The 15290-nt window shown below is 34.5% G+C and carries 12 protein-coding genes; 6 read left to right on the top strand and 6 right to left on the bottom strand.

Annotated features, from left to right (window positions below):
• Positions 1 to 49 precede the first annotated feature (49 nt).
• Both OA85_RS08095 and OA85_RS08085 read right to left on the bottom strand, forming a co-directional pair.
• Complete coding sequence (locus OA85_RS08095) at positions 50 to 1885, bottom strand: T9SS type A sorting domain-containing protein (protein ID WP_039109457.1); 1836 nt, start codon at positions 1883 to 1885, stop codon at positions 50 to 52.
• A gap of 439 nt (positions 1886 to 2324) precedes the next feature.
• On the bottom strand, positions 2325 to 2657 hold the full coding sequence (locus tag OA85_RS08085) for a hypothetical protein (protein ID WP_039109022.1): 333 nt from the start codon (positions 2655 to 2657) through the stop codon (positions 2325 to 2327).
• Between the two features lie 123 nt (positions 2658 to 2780).
• Here OA85_RS08085 and OA85_RS17485 point away from each other — a divergent pair, with 123 nt between their 5' ends.
• The 6 genes from OA85_RS17485 (at position 2781) to OA85_RS08060 (ending at position 9478) form a co-directional block, all read left to right on the top strand.
• Positions 2781 to 2957, top strand: a complete 177-nt coding sequence (locus OA85_RS17485) for a DUF5522 domain-containing protein (protein ID WP_197056059.1) — start codon at positions 2781 to 2783, stop codon at positions 2955 to 2957.
• Positions 2958 to 3196: 239 nt separating this feature from the next.
• Positions 3197 to 5179 carry a urocanate hydratase gene (locus OA85_RS08080; protein WP_039109021.1) on the top strand — a complete coding sequence of 661 codons (1983 nt, stop codon included), beginning with the start codon at positions 3197 to 3199 and terminating at the stop codon, positions 5177 to 5179.
• 50 nt (positions 5180 to 5229) lie between these two features.
• Entirely contained in the window at positions 5230 to 5763 is a 534-nt protein-coding gene (locus OA85_RS08075) for a DUF4136 domain-containing protein (protein WP_039109020.1), read from the top strand.
• A gap of 57 nt (positions 5764 to 5820) precedes the next feature.
• Positions 5821 to 6207, top strand: a complete 387-nt coding sequence (locus OA85_RS08070; protein ID WP_039109019.1) for a group III truncated hemoglobin — start codon at positions 5821 to 5823, stop codon at positions 6205 to 6207.
• Positions 6208 to 6319: 112 nt separating this feature from the next.
• Complete coding sequence (locus OA85_RS08065; protein ID WP_039109018.1) at positions 6320 to 7453, top strand: esterase-like activity of phytase family protein; 1134 nt, start codon at positions 6320 to 6322, stop codon at positions 7451 to 7453.
• 267 nt (positions 7454 to 7720) lie between these two features.
• Complete coding sequence (locus tag OA85_RS08060; RefSeq protein ID WP_039109455.1) at positions 7721 to 9478, top strand: aromatic amino acid hydroxylase; 1758 nt, start codon at positions 7721 to 7723, stop codon at positions 9476 to 9478.
• A 98-nt stretch (positions 9479 to 9576) separates the two neighbouring features.
• Here the strand turns inward: OA85_RS08060 and OA85_RS08055 are convergent, their stop codons facing one another.
• From OA85_RS08055 to alaS, 4 genes are all read right to left on the bottom strand, one after another.
• Positions 9577 to 10197 (bottom strand): DUF4230 domain-containing protein, encoded by a 621-nt coding sequence (locus tag OA85_RS08055; protein ID WP_039109017.1) that lies wholly within the window; start codon positions 10195 to 10197, stop codon positions 9577 to 9579.
• Positions 10198 to 10199: 2 nt separating this feature from the next.
• Positions 10200 to 11156: a GSCFA domain-containing protein gene (locus tag OA85_RS08050; RefSeq protein ID WP_039109016.1), complete on the bottom strand. Its 957-nt coding sequence runs from the start codon at positions 11154 to 11156 to the stop codon at positions 10200 to 10202.
• 136 nt (positions 11157 to 11292) lie between these two features.
• Positions 11293 to 12072: a hypothetical protein gene (locus OA85_RS08045; RefSeq protein ID WP_039109015.1), complete on the bottom strand. Its 780-nt coding sequence runs from the start codon at positions 12070 to 12072 to the stop codon at positions 11293 to 11295.
• Between the two features lie 240 nt (positions 12073 to 12312).
• The gene (gene alaS / locus OA85_RS08040) at positions 12313 to 14961 is read right to left on the bottom strand and encodes an alanine--tRNA ligase (RefSeq protein ID WP_039109014.1); all 2649 of its coding nucleotides are present in this window, start codon (positions 14959 to 14961) and stop codon (positions 12313 to 12315) included.
• Between the last annotated feature and the right edge of the window lie 329 nt (positions 14962 to 15290).

The raw sequence follows: 15290 nt of genomic DNA, 5'->3' as shown, positions 1-15290 counted from the left end.
ATGCAATCCTAACAGATTGCATTTTTCCTTTTCTATTTATTTCTGGAATTTAATTTCTAATGATAATTTTTTTACCCACCTCAATATTGTCTTTAGTCGATATCTTAACAATATAAATTCCATCTCCAAGACCCGAAGTAGAAAACTTATAAGAGGAATTCACTCCTAAATCTTTTTTACTGAAAATTAATTTCCCTGCTACATCATACAAACCACAAGTAGCAAGATCCATTAACAATGGATTATTGATTGTTAAATTTTTAGTTGCATTATTTTGATAAACCACAAAACTTTCACTAGCTAAATCCTTAACTCCTAAAGTAGAATTACTTTTAAAAGTAATTTCAAATTGTGTATTGTTGACTCCAGCAGGCAATGTCAATTCATGGAAATCATTTTTTATATCAAAATATTTATCTGCCACTTTATCGTGTAAATAAACATTGTTAGCTTCAGTAAAATTCAAAATTTCCTTAACCGTAATTTTATAATTGGCTTGATCTCCATTTCTAAAACCAATTGGAATACTCTTATCAACATCAAAATTCACAGCATCAATAACATACTCCGTATCTTCTAATACGAAGTAAACATCCGCTGGAGAATCGTCACTTGAGGACATTGCATCCATTGCACGATCAACACCATCAGTTGCTTCAGGAATAAATGCAAGTGCCAGTTGACGAACTCCTTGATTATTCATCAATGTATTGAATCTGATTTGTGGTGTTGGCAAAAGACTCACTTTAGTATAATCAAACCCTGAAACAGATTGAATTTTAGACAAATAATCGCTTTTGGTTTTCGTTTTATTTTGATTTGCACTTTTATTAAATTGAGAATAATTTGACGCTCCTTCTTTGACAAATACTCGGTAACTATTTTTCATTTCTACCGTTCCATTTGCTGTCCCGTCAATCATAAAACCCTGCCCTACAGGACTAAAACGTCTTTCATAAATCCCACCTGTTCCAGTACTCGATCCTTCATTACCGGAGCCATCATAAGAATAGAATGTTGCCGGAACATAAATACCTGACCCTGATCTAGAAACCGGAGAAAAAGTTCCATATCCTCCTTTGTAATCAGCTATATAATGAGAATTTACTGTTTTGTCTTGTTCCCAGAAATAAGCAATACCGGTACAATTTGTTGCATCGGTTAAAAAAGCAGACAAATCTATAGCTGAGGGATATGGATTACCCGTCAATGTAAATTCTTGATCTAATACGTTAATAGAAATGGTTCCATCATTAGGTTTTCCTCTAAAATCATATCGTTGTTGACTTGTCGGATTGTTTTGAACTCCATTTACAGTAGTTAAATTTGTTCCCGAAGTTCCTTTCATGGTAAATCCTTCTCCAGCATTTATACTAGAAGCGGATCCTACTTGAGCCCAACTTGTATATCCTGATGAAGCTACTAATTTATTAATCCAAAAAGGAGCAATTGCAAATGGACTAGCTGTACCATTGTAATTATTCATAGCTAAAATAGTTGGATTATTGCTATTCGTCAAATCAACAATATCTTTAAGTTGGGTAATCCCAAAAGGAGAATTTCCTGCTGTAGCACTATTTCCTCCAACTGGGGAACACCAATAATTAAATTGGAAATTATTAGTTGATCCTTCTTGAAAAACAGATAAGTTTCCAACTCCTTTATTTGCTCCAGCTGCGGTAGAACCTTGCAATAATTGTGCATCTCTTCTTAAGTAAAAATTACTGCTCGCAGCATTTAATTCCAAGCCTTGTTTTATATAAACAACTTCATTATTTACAAAGACATTTGTATTGGCACTTACAAACATTTGCGCATTGATATTATTCTGAAATAAAACTCCGGAAATAATCAATAGTGTTATTTTAAGTAATTTTGAGTTCATAAGCTTCTGTATTAAATTAATTTGTACTTTTTTAATGAGCAATTCCATTAGATGTAATAACATCTTTAATGATAGAAAATGAAGCTATTAGGGATAATAATAAAATTTCTGATCCGTTTATAATCCCAATTTTCAGAAAACCAAACCCAACATTTAATATTTTATCTAAAGTTACAAAAAAAACAGGTTCACAAGTAGTTATAATACCGATAAAAAGTATAAAAAAACGTTTAAATACATCTTTTTTAATTTTAAATATGTAATTACCTACAATTTAAAATAAAAAAAATAGAACCAAATACATTAGATTCAATAATTCCCATATTTAGATAGAAAAACTTAAGAGTACTAACGATTTAGTATATTTTTTATTCTCAAACTGAAGTAGCAAAAAAAGCCTTTAAATTACCAAAGTGATTGTCTTATTGGCGAATGCTATTTATAAAAAAAGATGTTTTGAAAATTGCAAAAGAGGTCTGTTTTTCAAATACTCTAAATCTTTTTCATTGGCGTAAGCTTCTCTTTCGAAACTGATATTTCTGTATGCCAAATCTGCTTTTTTATATTGAATCAAACGAAAAAGATATTCTATAAAATACCAAATAAAAAAAGGAATCACCAGGAGTTCTAATTGCTGACGCAAGTGTATTTTTTCATGATTAACAAAAACCTTGTTTTCTACATCAATACGATATTTTACAAAGACAAAGGGGAATGCCGCCAATCCACGATATCCTTTTGGAATTAAATATTTAGCAACAATTAGAAACATTCGCTATAAAATTTATAAATTTGTACTGATAAAATGGTTCTATTTAATGAAAAACTCAATCGATTGAGTTGTTTTCTTCATTAAAACAATCCAAATGACATTTACAATAGAATAATCCCAAGTATGATTGAGCAAAGTAATGAAAATAATTTAATAGAAGGGGAAGATTTCTATTACACACCAGAAGGTTATAAGTGTTTCACTGAAAAATACCATTTAAAACGAGGGTATTGTTGTAAAAGTGGTTGTCGTCATTGTCCCTATGGTTTTGATAAAAAAACAGGCACAAATAAAAAGTAGTCAATATTTAGGTTACTGATAGCAGAAATCAAGAGAACGGCAGTTTTCAAAAAACACCAACAAAAAACTAAATGGATATTTGTTTACAGAAATATAGAATCAAAATTCATAAATCCTACCACAGGTCGGATATTCGTTATCCATAGTGTATTTTAAAATTAAAATCGTGTCCTATCGAGCACAGTCGAGATACTTTTCTTTTAAAATTACACATAAAAAATTAACGAATAACATCAAAAATGACTTTCCAAGAACAAATTCAACAGGGAATTCCATCGGTTTTACCACAAATAAAACCATACGAAACAGTTATCAATCACGCCCCAAAACGCAAAGAAATCCTTTCTGCTGAAGAAAAAAAACTAGCATTACGCAATGCCTTGCGTTATTTTGAACCACAACATCACACTGAATTAATAAAAGAATTCTCAGAAGAATTAGAAACGTATGGCCGCATTTATATGTATCGCTTTCGTCCAGATTATAAGATGTATGCGCGACCTATTACTGAATATCCAGGAAAATGTGAACAGGCAAAAGCGATTATGTTAATGATTCAAAATAATTTGGATTACGCCGTGGCACAACATCCGCATGAGTTAATTACGTATGGCGGAAACGGAGCCGTTTTTCAAAACTGGGCGCAGTATCTATTAACGATGCAATACTTATCTGAAATGACCGATGAGCAAACATTGACGATGTATTCCGGTCATCCTATGGGATTGTTTCCTTCACATAAAGAAGCGCCACGAGTTGTTGTCACAAATGGAATGGTAATCCCTAATTATTCCAAACCGGATGATTGGGAAAAAATGAATGCATTAGGTGTTTCTCAATACGGACAAATGACCGCAGGAAGCTATATGTACATTGGTCCGCAAGGAATTGTACATGGAACAACAATCACTGTTTTGAATGGTTTTCGTAAAATAAAACGCAGTCCAAAAGGTGGTTTATTCGTTACCTCAGGACTGGGCGGAATGAGTGGCGCACAACCAAAAGCGGGAAACATTGCAGGTTGTATCACCGTTTGTGCCGAAGTAAACCCAAAAATAACCCATATTCGCCATAGCCAGGGTTGGATAAATGAAGTGGTTGAAAATGTAGATGAATTAGTAAAAAGAGTCGCTTTGGCGCAAGCCAATAAAGAAACCGTTTCTATCGGCTATCTCGGAAACGTAGTAGACATTTGGGAAAAATTTGACCAGGAAAATATCCATATTGATTTAGGATCCGATCAAACTTCGTTACATAATCCTTGGGCCGGTGGATATTATCCAGCCGATGTTTCCTTTGAAGAAGCTAATATCATGATGGCTGAAAATCCTGATTTATTTAAAATAAAAGTACAGGAAACTTTACGTCGACACACTACCGCTATCAATAAACACACTGCCCGAGGAACCTATTTCTTTGATTACGGAAATGCCTTTTTACTCGAAGCATCCCGCGCCGGTGCTGATGTAATGGCGGAAAATCATATCGATTTCAGGTATCCGAGTTACGTTCAGGATATCATGGGACCAATGTGTTTTGATTACGGTTTTGGTCCATTCCGTTGGGTTTGTGCCTCAGGAAAAGCAGAAGATTTAGCTAAAACAGATTTAATTGCTTGTCAAGTACTGAAAGAAATGGCTAAAACTGCTCCTGAAGAAATTCAGCAACAAATGCAAGATAACATTCACTGGATAAAAGGTGCACAAGAAAATAAATTGGTCGTAGGTTCACAAGCCCGAATTCTTTATGCTGATGCCGAGGGACGTGTGAAAATTGCCGAAGCTTTTAATCAGGCTATTGCCAAAGGCGAAATAGGAACTGTCGTTTTAGGCAGGGATCACCATGATGTTTCCGGTACTGATTCACCCTACAGAGAAACATCTAATATTTATGACGGCTCCCGTTTTACTGCCGATATGGCGATACAAAACGTAATTGGAGACAGCTTTCGTGGTGCAACTTGGGTTTCGATTCACAATGGTGGCGGTGTTGGCTGGGGAGAGGTAATTAACGGTGGTTTTGGTATGGTTCTTGATGGTTCAAAAGAAGCTTCAAGGCGTTTAGAATCAATGCTTTTCTGGGATGTCAATAACGGAATTTCCAGAAGAAGCTGGGCTCGAAACGAAGGAGCATTATTTGCAATAAAAAGAGCGATGGAGACGCAACCTTTATTGAAAGTTACCATCCCTAATATAGTGGCAGATAATTTATTGGATTTTTAAAAATTTGAACGCATATTTAATAGACAAATAGTAACCAAACAACCCAAGTCATGAAAGTAATTAAACTCCTTCCAGTAGTACTACTTCTTATAGTAGCCTCTTGCAGTTCCGTAAAAGTATATTCCGATTTTGATAAAAATGCAGATTTTAGTCAATACAAAACCTATGCATTTCATAGAAGAGGTATCGATAGAGTCGAAGTTTCAGAATTAGACAAGAAAAGAATTCTTCATGCTATTGACAATGAATTGAGTAAAAAAGGAATGACTAAGAGTGAGACACCTGATTTACTTATTAATATTTTAACCAAAGAAAGAGAACAAGTAGATGTTAGCCAATATAACGCTGGATGGGGTTATGGTTGGGGATGGGGATGGAATCCTTATTTATGGGGAGGACGTACCTATGTTTCCACTTCAACTGAAGGCACTCTTTATATTGATTTAATTGACGCCAAGAAAAAAGAATTGGTTTGGGAAGGCGAAGGCGTAGGGTATTTGACTCAAAACCGAAAAGAAAAAGAAAAACAAATCAATGAATTTGTGGCTAAAATTTTAGAACAATTCCCGCCTAAAGCAAAATAGCTTAAGATAAATTTAAACATAAAGCCTACCTTTGCGTAGGCTTTTTTATACCAAATTATGGCAATCTTTACCGACATTACAACTTTGGAAGATATCAAATTACTTGTTGATTCTTTTTACTCCAAAGTTCAAAAAGACCAATTTATTGGACCCATATTCAACGAAAAAATAAGCAACCGCTGGCCAGAACATTTAGAAAAAATGTATCGCTTTTGGCAAACTATTTTACTGGAAGTTCACTCTTATTCTGGCAGTCCATTTCCTCCTCACAAACAATTACCCGTTTCTAAAGAACACTTTGAACGCTGGATGGAAATTTTCATTGAAACTACCGATAGTTTATTTGTAGGACCATTAGCCGAAGAAGCGAAAATACGTGCCAAGAATATGGCGGAAATGTTCAATTATAAAATTGAGTATTTCAGAAATGCCGAAAAAAATTAAATCCTTAACTAATTATTAAAGACTAACCAATCAACTTTTTTTCGATTACCAGTATCTTTGAAACAAAATACAATTCAACTAAAAGCCACACGAATATTATACTAAATAAAATATGCGTAAATTTCTAATTCTCGTTGTTTTACAAGCTGTCCTCCTTTCTTGTACCAATTTAAAACAAACTGCCGAAAACAAACCGACTCCCAGTTTAAAATTTATCAGTTCACTTGAAATTCCTTTTAATCAAACTTTTCAAGACACGAAAGTTGGTGGCTTATCCGGAATCGATTATGATGCAAAAAATGACCTTTATTATCTAATAAGTGATGATAGATCAGCTTTTAACGATTCCCGATTTTACACTGCAAAAATTCGGTTAGTCGAAAATAAATTAGAAAGTATCAATTTTCAAAGCGTCACTACTTTAAAAAATGAAACCGGAAAAAGTTTTGGCAACTGGAATACTAACCCAACAGCAGCAGCCGACCCTGAAGATATTCGATTCAATCCCAAAACTAACTCCTTAGTTTGGAGTAGCGAAGGCGCTCGTGTAGTTACTGCAGATAAATTAATTTTACAAAACCCTTCCATTAATTTTATAGATTTAAAAGGTAATTTTCTTGACAAAGCCAAATTACCAGGGAATTTAGAAATGCAAAAATCGGAAAAAGGCCCTAGAAATAATGGAACTTTAGAAGGAATAACTTTTGACTCCAACTATAAAAACCTATACACCAACATTGAGGAACCATTATTTGAAGATGACAACCAAGCCAATACGAGTAAAGGAGCTTTAATCAGATTGTATCAATTTAATGCCAAAACCAAAAAGAATACGAATCAATACGCATACAAACTAGATGCAATTGCACATGAACCCAATCCAAAAGGTGCTTTTGCCATAAATGGAGTTTCGGCGATTCAATATTATGGTAAAGACCAATTACTGGTTGTGGAACGCTCTTATTCTACCGGCGCACAAGCTTGCACGGTTAAAGTTTATTTGTGTGATTTGAAAAAAGCAACTAATGTTAAAAACTACGGTTCGTTAAAGAACCAAAATTTTGAATTAGCCTCCAAAAAACTGATTCTGAACATGGATGATTTGGGGATTTTTATTGATAATATCGAAGGCCTTACTTTTGGACCAAAATTGGCTAACGGTCACCAATCCATTATTTTTATTTCAGATAATAATTTTTCTGAGATGCAAAGAACACAAGTGTTGGTGTTTGAGTTGACGGAATAATAAACCCAAAAACATCAATCAATCTACAACTCCCCTAGCCCAGATTACTTCACTATACTTTTATTTTTATTGGAGTTCAGTGAACTTCGTTTGGAATGAAAAGCTTTTTGCGAAGCCGTTTTGGTTTTTCTTGTTGCCGCAAAGCGACCGGAGGAAGCTCTTGCAGAAACACTAGAAAAACAAACGGGTTTACAAAAACTTGCAATGAAAAGCTGGAAATGGCTCCTTAAATTTGTACTTTTGCAACATAACTACAACGATTTCGAAATGAACTCAACTATTGAAAGTAATCCATTATTAGACCGATTGCCAAAGCACTTAAAGCAATTCATTAAGCCTCAGGATTATAGCGATTACACTCCTATAAATCAGGCAGTTTGGCGTTATGTGATGCGCAAAAATGTGAATTATCTTTCGAAAGTAGCGCATAGTTCGTACCTCGAAGGATTGAAAAAAACAGGAATTGAAATTGACCATATTCCTAGTATGTACGGCATGAATCGGATTCTGACCGAAATAGGTTGGGCTGCCGTAGCGGTGGACGGATTTATTCCACCAAATGCTTTCATGGAATTTCAAGCCTATAATGTACTCGTAATTGCTTCTGATATTCGTCAACTCGAACATATAGAATACACGCCAGCACCAGATATTATTCACGAAGGTGCCGGTCACGCGCCCATTATTGCTAATCCTGAATATGCAGAATACCTGCGTCGTTTTGGGGAAATAGGCTGTAAAGCGATTTCTTCGAACAAGGATTACCAAATGTATGAAGCCATCCGACTGCTTTCTATCTTGAAAGAAGCCGAAGATACGCCGCAAGCCGATATTGATGCTGCCGAAAAAGCAGTAGAAGATTTACAGAACAATATGGGCGAATTATCGGAAATGGCGCAAATTAGAAACCTACATTGGTGGACCGTGGAATATGGTTTGATAGGAACTATCGACAATCCAAAAATTTATGGTGCTGGATTACTTTCGTCTATTGGTGAAAGTGCGTGGTGCATGACGGATAATGTGAAGAAAATCCCTTACGACCTATCAGCAGCTAACCAAAGTTTTGACATTACAAAACTGCAACCGCAACTTTACGTCACTCCAGATTTTGCTTATTTAAGCTTGGTTTTGGAAGAGTTTGCCAATAAAATGGCATTACGAACTGGCGGATTATCGGGAATTAATAAATTGATTCATTCCAATGCTTTAGGAACGATTGAACTGAGTACCGGAATTCAGATTTCGGGTGTGTTTACCAATGTTATTGAAGAAGAAGGAAAACCCGTTTATATCCAAACGACAGGAAAAACTGCCTTATCGTATAGAGAAAAAGAACTAGTGGGTCATGGAACAATCAAACATCCGGAAGGTTTTGGAAGTCCTATTGGAAAACTAAAAGGAATAAATCTCGCTATTGAAGACATGAGTCCTAGAGACTTAAGCGCCTATTCCATCACTGAAAATCAAAGTGTAACACTGGAGTTTGAAGGAGAGATTACCGTAAAAGGAGAGATTATTACCGGTTCCAGAAACCTGCACGGTGAGATTATTTTAATCAGTTTAAAAAACTGTACCGTAACACATAGAGAAGCTGTTTTGTTTCAACCGGAATGGGGCAATTACGATATGGCGATAGGAAAAAAGGTGATTTCAGCTTTTTCAGGCCCTGCTGATGTGAATAGTTTTGATTTGATTTCGCATGTTCCTACAAGTAAAACCATCAAGGCGAAACATACTGCAGAACGTGACGATTTAGAGATTTTATATCAAACGATTCGAATGATAAGGGAATCCAAAGATATACACACTTCTTTGGCGCCAATTTTTGATAAATTACACACCAATCACTCAAATGACTGGTTGTTATCCGTTGAAATCACTGAACTTTTGAAAGACAGAAATGAACCGCAACTGTTACAGGAAGTGATTGCTTATCTTGAAAATTTAAAAGAAAAAAGACCCGAAGTAGCGCATTTGATTGCTGGCGGTTTAGACTTGATTTTTGATAAGGAGAAAGCTTAGGTTTTTCTCAGAAAACATAAAAAGGATTAAACACGAATTGCACTAATTTCCACAAATTAAATCGTGGAAATTAGTGCAATTCGTGTTTAAAATTTTATCTAAAGTTTTATTTGCTGACCAAAATCTTTCTCGTTCTCAATTACTTTCCCTTCGTATTGCAATTTCCAACCCATGGTATTGGTCAGAATCAATATTTTGGACAATTCACTAATTAAGCGATTTTGAGCATTCGTTTTTAATGACGATTTTTCTATTTTCTTCGCTAAATTAGCTTTAACTGACTTATTGATTTTGTTGTAATCATCTCCCGTAAATGGATTTAGTTTGCTTTGTTCTACATCGTAAAATTGAATATCGGGACTGATTTTTATCTCTTCTTTTGGAATGCTTACAATCGTGATGGTTTTATTTTTTTCATCGATATCATATTTCATTTTATGCAGATCATACGCAACAGTCACATCGGCATTAACAATAACTAGGGCTTTTTTCTCGAAAGAAAGCATATCCAACAAGTATTTCTGTTGATTTTTATAGGTTATCACTTCTGAGAAATGACCTTCAGTAACCACAAGTTTCCCTACGTTTACAATTTGTTGCTGAATTAGATTTGTATTGTAACTGATGTCTTCATCATTGTTTTTTTTAAAGTCACAAAATTTGAATAATAAAAATATTCCGACAATAACTCCTATTCCAATAAGTATTCTTCTAAGCATAATTAAAATTTCATAAATGAATATTGAGTTTCCAATTTAGTGATTTTATCTTGAAGTTTGGTTTCAAACTTCAAATGACTTTCAGAATCAGGATTAAAAGGCTTGTGTGAAAGACTTTTTTGAATACTTTCTACTTCTTCCATTATAGAAAAAGCGGTTTCAGAAATGGTAGTTTCCTTGAAACGCTTCCAGATATAATCGATTGCCACTTGATTGGGATGTAACATATCTTCAGCATAAAACCGATAATCACGAAGCTCATCCATCATGATTTCATAGGAAGGAAAGTATTCAGTGTTCAATTTGCAGTGTTCATTATTCAAAACACTGTGAATAGCAGAAATCAAGTTGGCTTTACTCCATTGATTTTCGACAAAACCATCTTTGATGTGTCGCACCGGTGAAACTGTGAAAATAATCTTGCAACTAGGATTAACTGAATGGATTAATTTAATAGTATTTGTGATACTCTCTTTATTCTCTTCAAACGAAAGTAATTCTTTCTTGAATTGCTTCTGTGGTACTTTATGACAATTCGCCACAATCGCATCACTTTCAATATTTCGATACACCCACGAGGTTCCATAAGTGATTATGAGATGTGTTGAGGCTGTTATTAGTTGATTCGTTAATTTGACAATCGCATTCAAATTGTTTATTAATTCGCCTGAATTAGCATTACTCAAATCTGAATGCACATCAAAACAATGCCAACGTTCGTTATAGAAAAAAATATCCTCTTCGGTGAATAATACTGCATTTATGGCTTTATAAATAATTTTTTCAATAGAAACCGGATTGAAAATTATTCCGAAAGGATTTATGCTGTTTTCAAATTTAAAATAATTAAATTTTTCACCCATGTTTTCCACAAAACAAGAACCCAAAGACACAATTTTAGAATTGTAATCTAAAGGATGATTACTTTTAGAAATGGGGATTGAAGTTCTGAATTGCATTATTTATAATTTATTACAAATTTGAATAATTTTAGTGAATTAAATGGGGTTTAGTTCTTTTTTCATTGGTATAAAAAAACCTTTCAACGTTTTACTGATGAAAGGGTTTGCCGGTTGTTATAAACTTCTGATTTTATTAATAGAAATACTGTGATTTCAAATAACCTGTATTTACATCATCAGAAATAGCATTATCCGTTACTTGCTCCGTTGGATAATTCTCTAAATCGTATGCAAAGGAATTTTTATAAAATTTAGCGGATGATATTATTTGGTCGTCTTTAGAAACACTTGCTATTACTGTACTTATCAAGCTATTATTGGATGAGATTCCTTCATTATAATCTAACAGCTTTTTATATCCCAATACATTATATAATGGATTGTGTTTAGAATCATAATCAAAGCTTACGCTGTATTTTGACAAAACACCAGATGCAGTATTATCTAATATTCTTTCGTCTTTGATGAAATTTTCGTTTTGGAAATACAAAATTCCATGATACATTTTCACTTCTTGGTTCCCTGAATTAATAGCTAATTTTTCATAAAAAACAGTTCCGTCTGAATTATGAATGTAATTTATCATATAATTGTCAAGAGACTTTGTACGCACCAATTGACCAACAACATACGTATATTCTATAGTTTCGAGAAGTTGATTTGTTTTATTTAACGTTACTGTTTTCGAAATCAAATCATCCGTATACGTAAAATCAATATGTTTCTGAACACCATCAATACTTACAATTTTATTGCCATTATAAGTAAACAAAGTTGTTGCTGAAGTTCCATCTGCTGAAGTAGCGACTATCTTTTTTAGCAATTTTATGCTATCGTCAGTATCATTTGAACACGAATAAAGTGTCAATACAAAAATTGATAATACCCAAAATATGTTTTTTGTTTTTTTCATTTTACTAAATAAATCGCATTTGCCTTTGTCAAAGCTTTTAGCGTTACATCATTCAAACCTAAAAAAATAAAACAATAGCTACAATATTCATCGTTACAATCCCTATATTTCGGTTAAACTACTATTTTCAAATCTAATTGCAACGCCATGCAAATACTATAAAATAAGGTATTGAACAAAAACAAACCCTTTTAGAACATAAGTTCTAAAAGGGTTTTTATTATAAAAAATAAATTTGTTTTACTTTACAAACTCAATTGCTTTTCCCAAAGCTTCCTGAATTCCTGCAACATTTTTTCCTCCAGCTGTAGCAAAAAACGGTTGTCCCCCGCCTCCACCTTGGATAAACTTACCCAATTCACGGACTACTTGTCCTGCATTTAGGTTTTTATCAGCAACCAATTCTTTAGAAATATAACAAGTTAACATTGGTTTTTCTTCGTCGGCTGTAGCCAAAACTAAAAATACGTTATTCCCTAAATTCCCTAATTCATACGCCAAATCTTTTGCTCCTTCCGGATTTAAATCCACTTGTTTTGCTAGGAATTGTATGCCGTTTATTTCTTGTATTTCTGCTGTTAGACCCGCTTTCAAATTTTTAACTTTATCTTTTACCAAAGCCTCAATTTGTTTGGCCAATTTTGCATTTTCTTCTTGCATCGAATGAACGGCTTTCAAAATATCTTGAGGATTTTTCAATGCTGTTTTTACTTCATTCAATGTGTTTTCATAGGATGCAAAATGTGCTTTAACAGCATCACTTGTAATGGCTTCGATACGACGAATTCCTGCAGCAACCGCTCCTTCAGAAACGATTTTGAAATGCCAGATTTCAGCTGTATTTTTTACGTGAATTCCACCACATAGTTCCATGCTTTCGCCAAATTTTATGGCACGTACATTATCTCCGTATTTTTCACCAAACAATGCCATTGCGCCTTCTTCTAAAGCTTGTTGAATTGGAATATTTCTTCTTTCAATTAATGGCAATTGCTCTTGAATTCTTGCGTTTACAAAATCCTCTACTTGCTGCAATTCAGATTCTGTCATTTTAGCAAAATGAGAAAAGTCAAAACGCAAATAGTTTGGGTTTACCAAGGAACCTTTTTGTTCCACATGTGTGCCAAGAATACTTCTCAACGCTTGATGCATTAAGTGTGTAGCCGAGTGATTTCTAGAAGACAAACTTCTCAAATCCTGATTCACTTTAGCAACAAAACTGGCGTTAACATTTTCCGGTAATTTTTTGGCAAAATGTAAAATCAGGTTATTTTCTTTTTTAGTATCGATGATTTCGATCGTTTCATTTGCAGAAACCAAACTTCCTTTATCTCCCACTTGCCCACCACCTTCTGGATAGAATGGTGTGTTATCTAAAACGATTTGGTATAAAACCCCGTCTTTTTTACTGTCAATTTTACGGATGCGAGTGATTTTTACGTCACTTTCTGATTGATCGTAACCCACAAATGTTTCTACATTTCCTGGAATCAACACAGACCAATCTTCGGTAGAAACTTCTGATGCAGCGCGTGAACGAGCTTTTTGAGCTTGCATGGCAACATTAAAACCGGCTTCGTCCAGTTCGAATCCTTTTTCTCTAAGAATTAATGCTGTCAAGTCAATTGGAAATCCGAAAGTATCGTATAATTCAAATGCTTTAGTACCGGAAACTGTTGACCCTTTAGTTTCGGCAACCACATTTTCCAGTAATTGTAACCCTTGGTCTAAAGTTCTTAAGAACGATGCTTCTTCTTCACGAATTACATTCGTAACCAATTGTTGTTGCGATTTGATTTCTGGAAAAAATTCCCCCATTTGATTGGCTAAAACTGCTACCAATTGATTGATAAACGGTTCCTTGGTATTCAAGAAAGTAAATCCGTAACGAATCGCACGACGCAAAATTCTACGAATTACATAACCAGCACCTGTATTTGATGGCAATTGTCCGTCGGCAATAGCAAAAGCTACCGCACGAACGTGATCTACCACTACACGAATAGCGATATTGGTTTTGTTTTGCTCTTGAGATTCTTCACTATCGTTCAGAATGACTTCATTGGTTGTGTATTTTAATCCTGTTATTTGCTCTACTTTTTCAATAAGTGGCGTAAACACATCGGTATCATAATTGGAAGTTTTTCCTTGCAATGCCATACACAAACGCTCAAATCCCATTCCGGTATCAACGTGTTGCGCAGGAAGTTTTTCTAAAGAACCGTCTGCTTTACGGTTGAACTCCATGAATACGTTGTTCCAGATTTCCACTACTTGCGGATGGTCATTGTTTACTAAACTCTTTCCGGAAACCTGTAATTTTTCAGCTTCTGGGCGTAAATCAACATGAATTTCAGAACAAGGTCCACAAGGTCCTTGATCGCCCATTTCCCAGAAATTGTCTTTCTTGTTTCCAAGAATAATTCGGTCTTCGTCAATCAATCCTTTCCAAATATCCCAAGCTTCCTGATCGAATGGTACGTTTTCTTCTGGGTTACCTTCAAATACAGAAACGTATAAATTTTCTTTTGGGATTTTATACACTTCTGTCAAAAGTTGCCAAGCCCAGTTGATGGCTTCTTTTTTGAAATAATCTCCAAAAGACCAGTTCCCAAGCATTTCAAACATGGTGTGGTGGTACGTATCAAAACCTACATCCTCCAAGTCATTATGTTTTCCTGAAACACGAAGACATTTTTGTGTATCGGCAATTCTATTGCTTTTTGGCGTGGCGTTCCCAAGGAAATATTCTTTGAATTGTGCCATTCCTGAGTTGTTAAACATCAGTGTTGGGTCATCTTTTAGAACTATGGGTGCTGAAGGAACGATTAAGTGTCCTTTTGATGCGAAAAAATCCAGAAATTGTTTACGTACGTCTTGTGATTTCATTTTTATTGTTTATTCGGTTATTTGTTGATTTGGTTAATCGGTTGTATCGCATAAACGAATAACCAAATCAACGAATCAACATTTAATGCCCCAGATAACAGTGAAAAGCTTCACGGCTTTGAAATTTATTTTTTCTTGAGATGGCTGAGCGACCGGAGGAAGCTCCTGCTGGCGCATTAGAAAAAAAGATTTCAAGACGAGAACTTGTAACGAATAGCTGGAATAGGCACATTATTATATTTATTCCTAAAAAAAGGGTTGAACGAATGAAACATTTATTAAATTTGTTCGACTAACCTTTTATGAAGGTGCAAAAATAGGGTATTTTA

This window comes from Flavobacterium sp. AED (genome assembly GCF_000812945.1).
Classification (GTDB): Bacteria; Bacteroidota; Bacteroidia; order Flavobacteriales; family Flavobacteriaceae; genus Flavobacterium.
The sequence above is the reverse complement of the archived record's forward strand: the minus strand, read 5'-3'. Positions and strand labels throughout refer to the sequence as shown.